The following is a 15553-nucleotide window of genomic DNA, read 5'->3' as shown; positions in this document are numbered from 1 at the left end:
CCCTCCTAAATTATTCCCCTATGTTTTACAAAACTATATAAAATTATCCACGTTCCAAACATAACCTTAAGGTATATGAGAATATTCAAAATGGCAATATATGAACTTCCAAATAGTGCAACAATTGATATTAAATAAATCACAATCAAAATCCACTTTTCTATAATTTTTACCTTAAACCTATTAAACATGTACTCAAATTCGTTTATCGTTGTACTTAACGAATATAATAATAAACCCGTCCCTCCAGCAACTCCTGCAGAAAATCCTCCACCAGGTGTTTTATGTCCAAAATACGCTAGATAAAATGATGTAAGAATAACAAAGTAACTTAAAAACTTTAAAAACATTCTAATATGACTTTCGTGTAAAATAATCTCCTTTTTTTCTATAGAATAATTAAACAAAAAAATTCCTAAAGCTGCTAAAGAAAAAACTAAAACTTCAAAAATGGTATCGTACAATCTATTCCTCAAATAAATCTCTGTTACAAAATTATTAACAGCTCCTAAATTTTTAAAATCAACATCATAATCTCCTCTCTGAAACAAAAATAAAAAAAATAGCAATGAGATTAAAATCAAAGACAATACTTTTATCCATGCCATTTTATTTTGAATTCCTCCGTATTAAAAAGATAAATATCACTATAATGAAAATTTTTTGCAATTTTTACCATTTTTTCAGAATTTTTAATAGATGCAACAATCAATGCATCAACCCCCGCCTTAGAAGCTATGTTTACTATGGGAATCCCTAAGTACCTATCACCTATCTTTTTTTCATCATCATCAAAAAAAACAACAACATTAAATCCCCTGTTTAATAGCAATTGCGCCAATGCTCTTCCAACCAATCCCGCACCGTAAATACCTATATTTTTCTTTGATTTTAACTTTAATAGTATATTTTCAAGATGTGATTCAATTTTTATAGACAAGGAAACAACATCGTTAAAAAATGATAATTTTAAATAATAGAGCTCGGAAACACCTTCATCTGTTAAAATATATCTTATTTTTCTCCCTTGGGATTCCACTTTAATTAAACCCAGTTCTTTAAATTCATTTAGATACTTATTTATCAGTGAAGGCACTATTCCTACAATCACAGATAAATCTTTTTGAGAAATATCACTATTTTCTTTTAGTGCTTCCAAAATCAAAAGCTTTCTATACTCAGGAGTTGGCCGAAAAAATTTTAAAGCATCGATCCTTATCATCTTTCTCCCCTCCAAAAAAATTATATCATATAAATTTATCTGAAAATAATGTATAATAAAACTGAAACATATAAAAGGGAGGGGAAATTTTGAAAATCAGAGTTACAATCGTACAATTAAATGCTCACTTAGGTGATTTTGACGGTAATTTAAAGAAAATATACAATGCAATAGATATTGCAGAAAAAAATCAATCTGACTTTGTTGTATTCCCCGAACTTTTTCTTACGGGATATCCACCTGAAGATTTAGTATTGAGAACTTCTTTTTTGAAAAAAAACATAGAGTATATAAACAAAATAGTTTCCTACTCAAAAGACAAAAAAACCGTTATCTTGATTGGATACATAGATGTTGAAGATGATGCGTTTAATTCACTTGCAATAATTCACAATGGAAAATTCCTTGGAAAATATCATAAACACTTACTACCAAACTATAGTGTCTTTGATGAACATAGATATTTCAAATCTGGAAACGAAATTACGATAATAGAGTATAACAACATAAAAATTGGAATAAATATATGTGAAGATATCTGGAGCCCTATAGGTCCTTTACATTATCAGGTGTTAAACGGAACACAATTAATTATAAACTCATCTGCCTCTCCATATTTCTACGGAAAAAGAAAATTAAGAAAAAAATACCTTTCAACAAAATCATACGATTATCACTGCCCAATAGTATATTGTAATCTTGTTGGAGGACAAGATGAAGTTGTTTTTGACGGTGGGAGTATTGTAACCACTTCAGAAGGAAATATTATGTACGAATGTAAACCTTTCGAAGAAGAAATTGTTACCCTAGATATTCCCATTGAAGAAAATCTTAGAACAAACCTCCAAGATCCAAGGAGAAGACATATATCATCAACAAAAATCCCAAATATTAACATTATCAAAATATCAAACAAAATAGAAAGAAAAACCAAAATAAACGTCTCAACTAAAAATTTCAGTTTAAAAAGAGAAGAAGAAATATTCAAAGCAGTAACACTTGGGCTAAGAGATTACATCATTAAAAATGGATTTAAAAAGGTTGTGATAGGTCTTAGCGGAGGAATGGATTCATCATTAGTCGCAGCAATTGCAGTAGAAGCATTAGGTAAAGATAACGTTTTAGGTATACTCATGCCATCAATGTATAGTAGTTCCCATAGCATAGAAGATGCAAAAAATTTAGCGGAAAATTTGGGAATAAAATATTACATAATAAAAATTGAAAATATCTATTACTCATTTGTAAATGAATTAAAAGAAATTTTCTCAAATACCAAAGAAGATATTACAGAAGAAAATTTACAAGCAAGGATAAGAGGTACTATTTTGATGGCTATATCCAATAAATTTGGTCATATTGTACTTGCAACGGGAAATAAAAGTGAAATTGCCACAGGATATTCAACACTTTATGGTGACATGGTAGGTGGATTTTCACCAATAAAAGACGTTTACAAAACCGATGTATATAAAATGGCAAAATGGTACAATAAATTTAAAGGAAAAGAGATTATTCCACAAAATGTATTTGTAAAACCACCAAGTGCAGAATTAAGACCTAATCAAAAAGATCAAGACACATTACCTCCGTATGAAATATTAGATGAAATACTAAAACTTTACATAGAAAAAGAGTTATCTGTGGAAGAAATATCCGAAAAATTCGACAAAGAAACAGTAAAATACGTTGCAAAATTAGTGGACAAAAACGAATATAAAAGAAGACAAGGAGTTATTGGTGTAAAAGTATCAGAGAGATCTTTTGGAAAAGATAGAAGAATGCCAATAACTAGTAAATATAAGGAATGGTGAAATTATGATCTTCCAAGAAGAAATAGTAGGATATTTTGGCGCATTTTTCCAAGTACTTGCTACTATAGTTATTACATCTGGAATAATAAAAGCATTTGTCATTTTCATAAAAGATGCACTATTAAAAAAGGAATCCAATGAAGCAATTAAAGAAAGCAGATTAGAGATTGGTCATTCCTTTTCTTTGGGATTAGGTATACTAATTGGATCGAGTATTCTAAAAACCACCATTGCTCCTAGTTGGAATGATATAGGCCAGCTTGCTGCAATTATTGGAATTAGAACACTTCTGAATTACTTCTTAAGAAAGGACATAAAGGAGATGAACAATAATGATTAAAATAGGAGCCCACATGCCAATTAGTGGAGGTTTTAAAAGAGTACCAAAAGAAACACACGAAATTGGCGGGAATGCTTTTCAAATTTTTCCACATAATCCAAGACAATGGAAGGCAAAACTTCCAAAAGATGATGATGTGGAAATATTCAAAAAAAGGGTAAAAGAATATAATTTAACAGAAGACTCTATGCTCTGTCACAGCGGCTATCTTATAAACATAGCAAGTCCCAAAGAAGAAATCTGGCAAAAATCGCTTGAACTTCTAATTCTTGAAATGAATATCTGCAAAACATTGGGAATAAGATATTTAAATATACACCCTGGAAGCCATTTAAACAGTGGCGTGGAAAAGGGAATAAATCAGATAGTAAAAGCTCTAAATATTGCTATGGAAAAAGAAAAAGAAACCTTTATTCTCTTGGAAAACGTAACAAAAAAAGGTGGAAACATCGGTTCAACCTTAGAAGAATTAAAAATGATAATAGAAATGGTAAAATATCCAGAAAGGATAGGAATAACAATAGATACTTGCCATGCATTTGATGCAGGATATGATATAACCAATAAAGAAAAGCTGGATAAATTTCTCAAAATGATTGACAAATTATTTTCACTTGAAAAGTTAAAATTCATTCATCTGAATGATTCAAAAAATGAACTGGGTTCAAATAAAGATAGACATGAAAATATAGGAAAAGGAAAAATAGGAGTTAAAGGTTTAAAAACATTCTTAACAAATGAAACTATCCAAAAAATCCCATGGATTTTAGAAACCCCAGGAGATAATGAGGTACATAAAAATGATATTAAAGAGGTATTTAACATCTTAGGAGTGAAACAATGACAATAGGTCTATCACTTGCTGCAGGTGGGGTAAAGGGATTCTCACATATTGCAACTTTAAATTTTTTAGAAGAAAATAATATAAAAGTAGATATAATTACCGGTTCTTCTGCCGGAGCAATTGTTGCTGCATTATACGGTCTCTACGGCAACAGTAAAATAGTCTACAAAAAATTTTCAAATGCAGTTGAAAAATTCTTCCCAAATCTAAAAATTTACACGGAAAAGTTAGAAAAATCAAATCTATGGTCCATCTTCCAAAGGGCGTTAGTTCCAATTGATGAGTATTACAAATTTTTTAAATACTTATTTGAAAGAAAAAAATTTAGTGACTTAAAATACAAAATTGGAATTGTTACATTTGACACTTTGGACGGAAACTCCTTACTAATAACCGAAGGATTTTTAGTAGATGCAGTAATGGCAAGTTCATCTGTGCCTGGAGTCTTTTCACCTTTATGGATTGCAGGAACTCAAAATACGGACGGAGGAGTTTTGTCTCCCTCTCCAATAAATGAAGCCATAAAACTCGGAGCTGATTTTGTAATAGCTAGTACCTTTGAAAGAAAACCAAAAACATTCCCAAAAGACCAACTGGAATTAATGTATTATATAGACACTTGGAAAGAAATTGAAATAGAGTATGTTGATTTAGAAAAAGCAAATGTGGTAATATATTATAGGATTCCCTACCATTGGTATCAATTTCATTTATATAAAGAAATTTATGAATCTTCAATAAAATTTTTAAAAGAGAGGAGAGAAGAATTTGACCATCGCTTTTGGTGGTGATTCTATATTGTACCTATCCATTCCCGCATTTTTTAACGCAGCAAATAACTATAACATATTTAATGAATATCATTGCACGGGTTTTTCATGTATCCCTCTTTATTTTTATTTGAAAACGAACTCAAGTAACATGGCATATATTCAAACAAAAAAAATATATCCAGAAATACAAAAAATTTTTCATTTTAAATACGGACTAAATTTATTTGGAATGGTTGAACAACTTAAAACCTTATACAAAGCAACAAAAAGTATGGAGGGGTTCAAATCACAAAAATTATTGATAAACTTTGTAACAAAATATTTCCCAGATGAAAAAATTCCAGAAAAAATGAAAATACACGCATTTAATATTAAAACTTTTAACGATGAAATTTTAAAAGGTAATTTAAGAGAAGCACTAATAAAAACTTTGTCATTTCCTATTGAATTCAGTCCATCTGAAAATTACATTTCTGGAAGTTGGGTTTATGGAATTCCCGAAGCAGATTTTCTAATCTACATAGACTCCAACATAAATTTAGAATTAAAAAATGCAATTGATTATATGATAATTTCAACCATTACAAGAACAAAGGAAATTGCAAAAAAAAGAATAAATTCGGCAAAATATAAAATTGTATACAAAAGTAATTCAAAAAATCCATTTGAAATTTCAACAGAAATACTAAAATTATCGCAGGAATACTTAAGGAGGAACTTTTCATGAAAAAAATTCTACTAATTTTCTTTTTAACACTTTCTCTTTTGATGTTTTCAAAAACTATACACGTATCTTCTGATTACATTGAACCAACAGATTACAAGATAAAATACGAAGGAAACATCGTATTAAAAATTGATGAGGACAATTTAAAACTTTACACTAACAAAATGGTCATAGAAAAAACAAATAATAAATGGAACTCACTGACAACTGAAGATAACGTAAAAATAATATTTGAAAATGGTATTATTGAAGGTGATAATCTAGAATACAACATAGAAGTCCAAAGTGGAATACTTAAAAATGCATCTCTTACAATCCATGATTCAAAAAGTTCTGAAACCATATACATAAAATGTGAAAATCTAAATTTCGACCTTAAAGACAAGACTTTTGAAGGAACAGGAAAAGACAAAAAAATAACAATTATAAAAGGAAGTATTATTGCAAAAGCCTTTAAATTTAACTATAATAGAGCTAAAGGTGAAATAATATTGGAAAAAAATGTTGATTTAAAAGATGATGATAAAAAAATAAAACTTCTCGCCAAAAAAATTATTATTTTCACAGAAACTAATAATATGAAAGGCGAAAATGTCCAAATTGAAATATTGGTGGAGTGAGATATGAAATACACGATAATTTCAGGTCCAACCGCTGTTGGGAAGACTGATTTGATAATAGAAATCTCTACTAAAATTGGTGCTCAAATTATCTCCCTTGACTCTAGACAAATATATAAGTTAATGGATATTGGAACTGCAAAACCTACTAAAGAAGAACAACAAAAAGTTAAACATCACCTAATTGATCACATCTACCCAGATGAATATTACAATGCATTTTATTTTAGGCAAGATGCACTTAAACTAAGAAAGCAACTAACAAAAAAAGGAATCATACCATTGTTTGTTGGAGGAACAGGTCTCTATATTGATGCTTTGGTCAAGGGTTTTTTCGAGGGAGCTCCAAAAGATGAAAATATAAGGAAACATTTAAATAAACTTGAAAAAAAAGAACCTGGGACTTTAAGAACCATGCTCCAAAAATACGACCCAGAATATGCATTGAAAATTCATCCATCAGATATGAAAAGAACCATTAGAGCTTTGGAAGTCTTTTTTAAAACAGGCAAAAAAATATCAGAACTTCAATCTCAAACTAAAATATCTAACAAATACAAAATTATTGTTCTAACACGCAATAGACAAGAGTTATACGAAAGGATAAATACACGTGTCGAAAAAATGATAAAAGCGGGATTAATTGACGAAGTTGAAAAGTTGTTAGAGCTTTATCCAAAAGATATTAACGCATTTCAAACGATTGGTTACAAAGAGCTTATACATTATTTTGAAAACAAATATGACTTAAAAACTGCTATACATCTAATAAAAAGAAACACAAGGCATTTTGCAAGGAGACAATTGATATGGTTAAGAAGATACAAAAATGCCATCTGGATAAACCTTTCAGAAATATCTAGAAGGGAAACTATTGAAAAAATAGAAAAAATCATAAATGAGGTGTAATTATGGAAACACTTTATAGAAAATATAGACCAAAAAAATTCTTAGAATTAGTGGGACAATCTCATGTAAAAAAACTCTTTGTAAATTCGTTAAAAAACAAAGAAATTTCCCATGCATATATATTTGCAGGCCCTAGGGGTACTGGTAAAACAACTGTTGCAAGAATATTAGCAAAATCGCTAAACTGTGAAAACCCTCAAGAGATTGAACCATGCAACATGTGTAATGCGTGTATTTCAATTGATAAAGGAAATTTTATGGATGTATTGGAATTAGATGCAGCTTCAAACAGGGGTATCGACGAGATTAGAAAAATAAGGGAAACTGTAAATTACCATACAGCACAAGGAAAATACAAGGTATATATAATAGATGAAGCACACATGCTTACAAAAGAAGCATTTAACGCTTTGTTAAAAACGTTGGAAGAACCACCGTCAAATGTTGTTTTTATTCTTGCCACTACAAATCCTGAGAAAATACCACAGACAATAATCTCAAGATGTCAGGTTATTGACTTTAAAAACATTTCAAATAAAGACATAATAAAAAGGCTGGAATTTGTATGTGAAAATGAAGGAATTAAGATCTCTCATGAAGCCATTGTGGAAATTTCAAAAAGAGCTAATGGCGGCCTTAGGGATGCTTTAACTATACTTGAGCAAGTTATAAACTCGGCGGGAAAAGACATTAAAATAGAAGATGTAAGGGAAACTTTAGGACTAATACCAGATACGATAATTGAAAAATTATTGGAAAATCTTGAAAACAATGATATTAAAAGCACTCTAAAATTAATAGATGAGGTCTATTACAGTGGAAAAAACTTAGAAATTTTTCTATATCAAACAATTGAAAAATTAATATCACTAGTTGAGGAAAACAACCACAATTATATCCATTTTCTAAAACCAATTTCTGAAATCTTAAAAGATATTAAATATTCAGAAGAAAAAATCACTTTAGTAAAGCTTGGATTTATAAGCCTTTTTGCAACACAACCAATATATATCCAGCCTAAAAACAAAGAAATTTCTCAAAATGATTCCAAAAACGCAGAAAGAAAGGCTGAAAAAATTGAAGAAAAAAATTTCCAGAAACTTTTAGAAGAATTAAAATTGAAAGGTGATCTTTCACTTTTTGTTGGACTTTCTTTTGCAAATATCTTTGAAGATGATGAAAAGATAAAAATTACATTTCCAGATAATAGGAAATTACATTATGAAATTATCAAAGAAAAAAAGGGAGAAATTGAAAAGCTCTACTACGAAAAATTTGGCAAAAGAAAAAATATAGAAATTAGTATTTCTGAATCTCAAGGAGATGATGTACTAGAAAAATTAAAAACACTATTTGGTGAACAATTTAAAATAGAGGAGGATTAACGTGTTAGGATTAAATTTAGAAGAAATTATCTTAAGGGGGAAAAAACTAAGAGCTTCTGATATCCATATTACATCGGATTTTCCTATCATGGTAAGAGTGGATGGAAATTTAGTTTCACTAAAGGATTTTCCAATACCAACAGAACAAGATATTAAAAATACCGTGGAACAACTTTTTTCAGACCTTGGAATATCTCATGGAAAAAAAGAAATAGATTTTTCATTTTCCATGCACGATTTAAGAATAAGGGCAAACTATTACTTTGAAAGAAAAAAGCCTACACTTGCACTAAGACTTATTACTAAAAAAATAAGAACAATTGATGAACTGGGGTTACCACAAATTTTAAAAGAATTTGCAGAAAAAGACCATGGACTCATATTAGTTGCAGGTCCCACTGGAAGCGGAAAATCCACAACTTTAGCAGCAATGGTTGAACATATAAATTCAAGATTTGCAAGCCATATAATAACCATTGAAGATCCAATTGAATACGTTTTTGAATCAAAAAGATCTTTAATACACCAAAGAGAAGTAGGAACCGATACTGAAAGTTTTTACAATGGTTTAAAATATGCCTTAAGACAAGATCCAGATGTAATATTAGTTGGTGAAATGAGGGATTTAGAAACAATTTCTTTAACCCTTACCGCAGCAGAAACAGGTCATTTAGTATTTGCTACAATACACACAAATTCAGCTGCCGCTGCACCTGAAAGAATTATTGATGTTTTTCCAGCATATCAACAAAAACAAATAGCTTTGCAACTTGCAAATACATTAATTGCCGTTATATTCCAAAGACTAGTTCCAAAAAAAGATTTTGGTGTTTTAGCAATCGATGAAATAATGATTGCAACATCGGCCATCAAGAATTTAATTAGAGAAAATAAATTACATCAAATAGAAGGTATAATGCAAACAAGTCAAAAACAAGGAAATATATTATTTGATGATGCATTAATTAACGCATATCTAAATGGTTACATCACAAAAGAAACTGTATTTGAAAATGCTAGAAACGTCGAGGAGGTGTCTAAAAAGATAGGATGGAGAACATTGAGATAGTTACTCAAATTAATGAATGGAGCACAAAAACATTAAAATTTCTGGAAGAAAAACTAAGTTCACAACTTACACCAGAAGAAATTAAAAAATATTCAGAAAAATACTCTAAAATGAAAGAAATTGTTGAGCTTTCAAAAAAATATCTTGAACTTGAAGAGGAAATTGAGTTATGGAAAGAAGAGATGCCAGAAGGTTTTGAAAATGAAATTGAAAAATTAAGCGATCAACAAAGGAAAATAATGCAAGAATTGATTACCTTGGTATTACCCAAAAACGAATATAGTGGAAAAAATGTATTTTTAGAAATTAGGGCTGGAACTGGTGGCGAAGAAGCTGCACTTTTTGCTGCGGATTTACTTAGAATGTATTTAAGATACGTTGAAAAGAAAAATTTCAAAGCAGAAATTGTTGATGAAAATAAAACAGATTTAGGTGGATACAAAGAAGTAGTAGTAAGAATAAAAGGAAAAAATGTTGGTAACCTATTAAAATACGAAAGTGGAGTTCATAGAGTACAAAGAGTCCCAACAACTGAATCTGGCGGTAGAATACATACTTCCACTGCTACTGTTGCTGTCCTTCCTGAAGTATCAAACGTTGAAATTGAAATAAATCCTTCAGACATTAGAATAGATACTTATAGGGCATCGGGAGCTGGTGGACAGTATGTTAACAAAACGGAATCCGCTGTAAGGATAACACACATTCCAACTGGGATTGTTGTTACTTGTCAATCAGAACGCTCTCAATTACAAAATAAAGAACAGGCAATGAATATTCTTAGGGCTAGACTTTACAAATTAAAACTAGAAGAACAAGCAAAAAAAATAAGTTCTAATAGAAAATCTCAAATTGGTACAGGAGAAAGAAGTGAAAAAATTAGAACGTATAATTTCCCACAAAACCGTGTAACTGACCATAGAATAAATTATACATCATACAATCTCCAAGCTGTTTTAGACGGAGAACTCGACGAATTCATAACTCGTCTAATGAGAATAGATATGTTAGAACAAATTGAAAATATACTTAAAGGAGGACAAAACGATGAAAATTAACGTGGTAGACCATCCCCTAATTAAACATAAATTAACACTTATGAGAAAAAAAGATACGGGTCCAAAGGAATTCAGAGAGCTTTTAAAAGAAATAACACTTTTAATAGCCTATGAAGCAACTAGACATATTGAAACATTTGAAACAGAAATTGAAACCCCGCTTGAAAAAACTAAAGGTCACTTTATTAACGATAAAGATGTTGTAATTATTCCTATTCTAAGGGCAGGCCTTGGCATGTCTGATGGAATACTTCAACTACTTCCAAATGCTTCTGTTGGACATATAGGAATATACAGAGATCCAAAAACTTTAGAGGCAGTTGAATACTATGCAAAGTTTCCTAAAATCACAGATAACTCAATTGTATTTGTACTTGATCCAATGTTAGCAACAGGTGTATCATCGATAAAAGCTCTAGAAATAGTTAAGAAAAATGGGGCCAAAAACATTATTTTAGTAACGTTAATAGCATCACCTGAGGGAACGGAAAAAGTTAATATAGAACATCCCGATGTTATTATATATACCGCTTCATTAGACAAAAAATTAAATTCTAAAGGCTATATTCTTCCTGGACTTGGAGATGCGGGAGATAGACTTTTTAGAACAAAATAGGAGGGGTCAATTTGAACGTTGAAACTTTCAACATTAAAGACTTGGAAAAGAAAACAATAAAAGAGTTGTACAAGCTTGCAAAAGAATATGATATAGCCAGATATACTTCTATGAGAAAGCAAGATTTAATATTTGCCATACTTGAAGCTAGAGCTCAATCAGAAGGCTATTTCTTTGGTGAGGGTGTGTTAGAAGTTCATCCAGATGGATTTGGTTTTTTGCGAAATATGGAAAGTATGTTACCAAGCTCAAAAGATATTTACATCTCAAATTCTCAAATAAGAAAATTCAATCTTAACACCGGTGACATTATATCTGGAGTTATTCGTCCTCCAAAAGAAGGAGAAAGATTTTTTGCTATGATAAAAATTGAAGCAATTAACTATAAAGACCCCGAACTTGCAAACGAAAGAGTTAACTTTGAAAATCTTACTCCTTGTTATCCGGATACCCGATATATACTTGAAACTGATACTAATACCTTATCAACGAGAATTATAGATTTGTTCTCACCTATTGGCAAAGGACAAAGAGGCATGATCGTAGCACCACCAAAAGCTGGAAAAACAACTATTTTAAAGGAAATAGCAAATGGTATAGCAAAAAATTATCCTGATACCGTTAGAATAGTACTTCTAATTGATGAAAGACCAGAAGAAGTAACCGATATCAAAGAATCTGTAGATGCAAAGGTTATAGCCGCACCATTTGACATGCCACCAGATAAACAAATTAAAAAAGCAGAGTTAACACTTGAAATGGCAAAAAGACTTGTAGAGTACGGACATGATGTCGTAATACTCTTAGACAGTTTAACTAGACTTGCAAGAGTTTACAATATTAACGTACCTCCAAGTGGTAAATTACTAAGTGGTGGCGTTGATCCTGCAGCTTTGTATAAACCAAAACACTTTTTTGGTGCAGCAAGAAATATCAAAGAAGGTGGTAGTTTAACAATTATCGCAACTTCTTTAATTGAAACTGGGTCTAAAATGGATGAGGTAATATTTGAAGAATTTAAAGGAACAGGAAACATGGAGCTTGTTCTTTCAAGGCAACTTGCAAATAAAAGAATATTTCCTGCTATTAACATTACATTATCTGGCACAAGAAAAGAAGAACTTTTATTTTCACCTGAAAACATGAAAAAAATCTGGCTTTTGAGAAAAATGCTATCTTCTATGGATGAAGAAGAAGGATTGCGATTGATTATCACCAAATTAAAAGAAACAAAATCAAATGACGATTTTTTAGCACTAATAGATTCCCAGAAAGGAAGTTAAAATGAAAAAGTATTTACTTATTTTCTTACTTTTGATATTTACCATTTCTTTTTCATTTGTAAAAGAAGCTATTGAATATTATGAAGCTGGCATTAATGCTTATCAACAAGATAATTACCAAAAAGCTCTAGAATATTTTGAAAAAGCTTTGGTTTTAGATCCTTCAATCGAAGGATATGATGCTTCGTTAAAATTCAAAGCTGGTATATGTGCTTTCATGATTGGAAATTATGATAAAGCAAAAGCATATCTATCAAGCTATACAGACAATCCGATAGTTAATAAATTAATTGAGAATATACAAAAAAATTCTACAGAAACATCTGAATGGAAAAATTGGATACAAAAATATCACCCAGTTGAGGTTCCAGCTACAACAACTACAGAAGCTAAAAGTAATTTTAAATTTATTTTGTTTTTAACCACTTTCACTATTTCTTTCTCTATACTTTTATTTATGGAAATGAGAGTTTGGAAAGCAAAAAAGCAAATCCCTTCGCAAGAAATTGATAAACCGGAAACGCCAAAAACCTCTAGTATTATATTTGAAAATTCAGAAGAGTTTTTCCCTGAAAGTGCAAAAGCTACTATAAATTTTGAAGACCTGTTAAACAAAGATTTATCATTTCTTTCAGAATTTTTTGATGAAAAAAGTTCTGAAGAAAAAATTTCCCAGCCAAAAGAGGAATACTATACTGCAGAGGATAAAAATCCCAAAAAAGTGGAACAGGAAATAACAGTTGAATCTGAAAAAAACGCAGAAGAAAATCTAGAAGAAATTCTAGAAGAAATTAACGAATTAGAAGAAATTGTTTCCTCATCTAAGGAAGATAAAAACACTGTTGAAAGCTCTCTAATTGAACAAATTGAAAATATTAAAGTTGAAAAAGAAGAAGAAGAAATACCTATTGAAAGAATTGAAGAATTTTCAAATCTTTCTTCTGAAGAAGCATTAAATTTGTTAGATGAAAAGGACGAACTTGACGAAATTGACCAAAAGATAATAACAGTCCAATTAAAAAATTTTATGCTAAATCTCGAAGAAACGAGGTGAGGAATATAAGGAAATTTATACTTTTAATTATGTTAGCATACACCATATCTTTTGCTGGTATTTTTAACTTTGTAAAAGAAATAGCTGGAAAAAGGGATTTTTACATAGACACTTCAATATATTTTGATGTCTATAATAATGAAAATAAAAATCTAAAAAGTAATATTTCATTTGAAGCAACTATAGTAAATTTAGAAAAATATGACATTATATTAAAATCTCCGAACTTTTTAAATAATATTTCCATCGAAGCTAATTTGCTTAACTCCGCTACTTACTACAGATATAACAATTATACAATTTCAAATATCTCAGACTTTGATATAACTTTAATATACGAGATTATTAAAACTATTTCAAGTTTTCTTTCATCTAACCTTTTTACAATTTTTGATAAAAATGACAAACTATCACTAATTCCTGCAGGATATTCTTTTCTGAAAAGACTTGGTCTAGAACCAACAAAAATAACCGTAAGCTTTAACGGTGCTACCATTAAACAGATTCTTTTTTCCACTGATAACAGCACTGAAAGCATTTTAATAAAATTCAACAAATTTAAAATATTAAAGGAGGATTTTTAATGAAAAAATTACTTTTACTCATCTTCCTTTTCTTTTCTGTATTGATACTCTCAAGTTCTATCAAGTTTGGAATGGGATGGTCATTTGGAAATTCTTATCAAATACTTTTGGGGTATTCTAGTGATTATCTAAACTTCGATTGGCTTTTTAATCCTTCAGACAATTATAAACATAAAATATACGTTGACGCTTTTTTCTGGAAAATTGAAAATTTGAGCTTTTATCCTATGTTATTTGTATACAATGCCAAGAACCTTTCTTTTACACAATTTGAAGGGGGAATAAAATTAACTTTTTCACAAGAAAGATTTCTTATTTCTCTATCGGTAACTTATCCATTTAATTATGAAGAGACTTCTCTCAGTAACTTATTACATTTATCAGCTAAATACATTGTTCCTCCACCAGAACCACATAAAAAGTGGAAAGATGATTTATTCTTAATTATCAATTATGATAAACAACAACTGTTCTTAGGTATTGGACTTGCAGAACACTTTTAATGGGGGTAATTTATGGAAATTGTAAAAAAAGTCTCAGACATTGATTTTAAAAAACTCATTGATAAAGGATACAATTTTTTTATTTTTGACTTTGACAATACGATAAATCTTTGGAAAAAAGAAGAAATTCCAGAAGAGATAGCTAAAATTTTTAAGTTTTTATTTCAAAACAATTCAAAGATTCTTATTGTCTCTAATGGGAAACCAAGAATACTCAATTTTTCTGTTGAGACTTTATGGCTTGCTAAAAAACCTTTACCATTTAAATTCTTAAGGTATATACATAAAAAATATGGTAATATGAAATTTAACTTTGTAATAATAGGAGATCAGCTTTTTACAGATATGTTATTTGGTGTTTTTATTAATGCATATAGAATAAAAATAGAACCTATTGATACTTCTCATGAGTTCTTTATAACTAAAATACTTAGAAAATTTGAAAAAATACTCTTGAAATTTCTCAAACATATGATATAATCTTTAGCGGAGGCGTGTTCCGAATTGGCTAAGGGGCCGGTCTTGAAAACCGGTGGGGGTTACACCCCCGTGTGGGTTCGAGTCCCACCGCCTCCGCCAAGTAAAAAGGCAGCTGTTAAGCTGCCTTTTTTTTATTAACCAATTTTGAAAAATTTCTTGTTATTATTCTTCTTTATTTTATTCTACAATGAAACATTATCGGCTTTAAAAAATAGATAAAGACAAATTCTAAACAAAAAATCCAACATGATAAAAAAACGGCTTCAGTATAG

Annotated in this window: 18 protein-coding genes and 1 tRNA gene; 17 read left to right on the top strand and 2 right to left on the bottom strand. The window is 30.0% G+C overall.

Features of this window, described 5'->3' with window-relative positions; all coding sequences use genetic code 11:
• Positions 1 to 5: 5 nt before the first annotated feature.
• Positions 6 to 608 carry a Na(+)/H(+) antiporter subunit B gene (locus TMEL_RS07225; RefSeq protein WP_012057612.1) on the bottom strand — a complete coding sequence of 201 codons (603 nt, stop codon included), beginning with the start codon at positions 606 to 608 and terminating at the stop codon, positions 6 to 8.
• Positions 596 to 1222 (bottom strand): winged helix-turn-helix transcriptional regulator, encoded by a 627-nt coding sequence (locus tag TMEL_RS07220; RefSeq protein WP_012057611.1) that lies wholly within the window; start codon positions 1220 to 1222, stop codon positions 596 to 598. Before TMEL_RS07220 ends, TMEL_RS07225 begins: the two co-directional genes overlap by 13 nt.
• Positions 1223 to 1308: 86 nt before the next feature.
• On the opposite strand from TMEL_RS07220, the gene TMEL_RS07215 reads away from it, so the two are divergent.
• The 17 genes from TMEL_RS07215 (at position 1309) to TMEL_RS07135 (ending at position 15380) form a co-directional block, all read left to right on the top strand.
• Positions 1309 to 3036, top strand: coding sequence for an NAD+ synthase (locus TMEL_RS07215; RefSeq protein ID WP_041426080.1), 1728 nt, complete (start codon positions 1309 to 1311; stop codon positions 3034 to 3036).
• 4 nt (positions 3037 to 3040) lie between these two features.
• Complete coding sequence (locus TMEL_RS07210) at positions 3041 to 3376, top strand: DUF1622 domain-containing protein (RefSeq protein ID WP_012057609.1); 336 nt, start codon at positions 3041 to 3043, stop codon at positions 3374 to 3376.
• The gene (locus tag TMEL_RS07205) at positions 3369 to 4220 is read left to right on the top strand and encodes a deoxyribonuclease IV (RefSeq protein ID WP_012057608.1); all 852 of its coding nucleotides are present in this window, start codon (positions 3369 to 3371) and stop codon (positions 4218 to 4220) included. The genes TMEL_RS07210 and TMEL_RS07205 overlap by 8 nt, the downstream gene beginning before the upstream one ends.
• On the top strand, positions 4217 to 5011 hold the full coding sequence (locus tag TMEL_RS07200) for a patatin-like phospholipase family protein (RefSeq protein ID WP_012057607.1): 795 nt from the start codon (positions 4217 to 4219) through the stop codon (positions 5009 to 5011). The genes TMEL_RS07205 and TMEL_RS07200 overlap by 4 nt, the downstream gene beginning before the upstream one ends.
• Positions 4989 to 5720, top strand: a complete 732-nt coding sequence (locus TMEL_RS07195) for a hypothetical protein (protein ID WP_012057606.1) — start codon at positions 4989 to 4991, stop codon at positions 5718 to 5720. The genes TMEL_RS07200 and TMEL_RS07195 overlap by 23 nt, the downstream gene beginning before the upstream one ends.
• Positions 5717 to 6340: an LptA/OstA family protein gene (locus TMEL_RS07190; RefSeq protein ID WP_012057605.1), complete on the top strand. Its 624-nt coding sequence runs from the start codon at positions 5717 to 5719 to the stop codon at positions 6338 to 6340. The genes TMEL_RS07195 and TMEL_RS07190 overlap by 4 nt, the downstream gene beginning before the upstream one ends.
• A gap of 3 nt (positions 6341 to 6343) precedes the next feature.
• Positions 6344 to 7249 (top strand): tRNA (adenosine(37)-N6)-dimethylallyltransferase MiaA, encoded by a 906-nt coding sequence (gene miaA, locus TMEL_RS07185; RefSeq protein ID WP_012057604.1) that lies wholly within the window; start codon positions 6344 to 6346, stop codon positions 7247 to 7249.
• A gap of 2 nt (positions 7250 to 7251) precedes the next feature.
• On the top strand, positions 7252 to 8634 hold the full coding sequence (dnaX, locus tag TMEL_RS07180) for a DNA polymerase III subunit gamma/tau (protein ID WP_012057603.1): 1383 nt from the start codon (positions 7252 to 7254) through the stop codon (positions 8632 to 8634).
• Position 8635: 1 nt separating this feature from the next.
• Complete coding sequence (locus TMEL_RS07175; RefSeq protein WP_012057602.1) at positions 8636 to 9703, top strand: type IV pilus twitching motility protein PilT; 1068 nt, start codon at positions 8636 to 8638, stop codon at positions 9701 to 9703.
• Entirely contained in the window at positions 9685 to 10761 is a 1077-nt protein-coding gene (gene prfA, locus TMEL_RS07170) for a peptide chain release factor 1 (RefSeq protein ID WP_012057601.1), read from the top strand. The genes TMEL_RS07175 and prfA overlap by 19 nt, the downstream gene beginning before the upstream one ends.
• Entirely contained in the window at positions 10751 to 11377 is a 627-nt protein-coding gene (gene upp, locus TMEL_RS07165; protein WP_012057600.1) for a uracil phosphoribosyltransferase, read from the top strand. The genes prfA and upp overlap by 11 nt, the downstream gene beginning before the upstream one ends.
• Positions 11378 to 11388: 11 nt before the next feature.
• Positions 11389 to 12660: a transcription termination factor Rho gene (gene rho, locus TMEL_RS07160; RefSeq protein ID WP_012057599.1), complete on the top strand. Its 1272-nt coding sequence runs from the start codon at positions 11389 to 11391 to the stop codon at positions 12658 to 12660.
• Position 12661: 1 nt separating this feature from the next.
• Entirely contained in the window at positions 12662 to 13714 is a 1053-nt protein-coding gene (locus TMEL_RS07155) for a tetratricopeptide repeat protein (protein WP_012057598.1), read from the top strand.
• A gap of 29 nt (positions 13715 to 13743) precedes the next feature.
• A complete protein-coding gene (locus TMEL_RS07150) occupies positions 13744 to 14298 on the top strand; it encodes a hypothetical protein (protein WP_012057597.1) in 555 nt (184 codons plus the stop codon).
• Positions 14298 to 14801, top strand: coding sequence for a hypothetical protein (locus TMEL_RS07145; protein WP_012057596.1), 504 nt, complete (start codon positions 14298 to 14300; stop codon positions 14799 to 14801). Before TMEL_RS07150 ends, TMEL_RS07145 begins: the two co-directional genes overlap by 1 nt.
• A 12-nt stretch (positions 14802 to 14813) precedes the next feature.
• Complete coding sequence (locus TMEL_RS07140; protein WP_012057595.1) at positions 14814 to 15281, top strand: YqeG family HAD IIIA-type phosphatase; 468 nt, start codon at positions 14814 to 14816, stop codon at positions 15279 to 15281.
• A gap of 8 nt (positions 15282 to 15289) precedes the next feature.
• Positions 15290 to 15380, top strand: a tRNA-Ser gene (locus tag TMEL_RS07135).
• The last annotated feature ends 173 nt before the right edge of the window (positions 15381 to 15553 follow it).

The organism is Thermosipho melanesiensis BI429 (genome assembly GCF_000016905.1).
GTDB lineage: Bacteria > Thermotogota > Thermotogae > Thermotogales > Fervidobacteriaceae > Thermosipho > Thermosipho melanesiensis.
This window is presented reverse-complemented; position numbering and strand designations above follow the sequence as displayed.

Coding starts and splice junctions, on each gene's coding strand:
- TMEL_RS07225 (WP_012057612.1), bottom strand. CDS start 608: ATGGCATGGATAAAAGTATTGTCTTTGATTTTAATCTCATTGCTATTT.
- dnaX (WP_012057603.1), top strand. CDS start 7,252: ATGGAAACACTTTATAGAAAATATAGACCAAAAAAATTCTTAGAATTA.
- TMEL_RS07155 (WP_012057598.1), top strand. CDS start 12,662: ATGAAAAAGTATTTACTTATTTTCTTACTTTTGATATTTACCATTTCT.
- TMEL_RS07220 (WP_012057611.1), bottom strand. CDS start 1,222: ATGATAAGGATCGATGCTTTAAAATTTTTTCGGCCAACTCCTGAGTAT.
- TMEL_RS07145 (WP_012057596.1), top strand. CDS start 14,298: ATGAAAAAATTACTTTTACTCATCTTCCTTTTCTTTTCTGTATTGATA.
- TMEL_RS07205 (WP_012057608.1), top strand. CDS start 3,369: ATGATTAAAATAGGAGCCCACATGCCAATTAGTGGAGGTTTTAAAAGA.
- TMEL_RS07190 (WP_012057605.1), top strand. CDS start 5,717: ATGAAAAAAATTCTACTAATTTTCTTTTTAACACTTTCTCTTTTGATG.
- TMEL_RS07150 (WP_012057597.1), top strand. CDS start 13,744: ATGTTAGCATACACCATATCTTTTGCTGGTATTTTTAACTTTGTAAAA.
- upp (WP_012057600.1), top strand. CDS start 10,751: ATGAAAATTAACGTGGTAGACCATCCCCTAATTAAACATAAATTAACA.
- TMEL_RS07210 (WP_012057609.1), top strand. CDS start 3,041: ATGATCTTCCAAGAAGAAATAGTAGGATATTTTGGCGCATTTTTCCAA.
- TMEL_RS07140 (WP_012057595.1), top strand. CDS start 14,814: ATGGAAATTGTAAAAAAAGTCTCAGACATTGATTTTAAAAAACTCATT.
- miaA (WP_012057604.1), top strand. CDS start 6,344: ATGAAATACACGATAATTTCAGGTCCAACCGCTGTTGGGAAGACTGAT.
- prfA (WP_012057601.1), top strand. CDS start 9,685: ATGGAGAACATTGAGATAGTTACTCAAATTAATGAATGGAGCACAAAA.
- TMEL_RS07200 (WP_012057607.1), top strand. CDS start 4,217: ATGACAATAGGTCTATCACTTGCTGCAGGTGGGGTAAAGGGATTCTCA.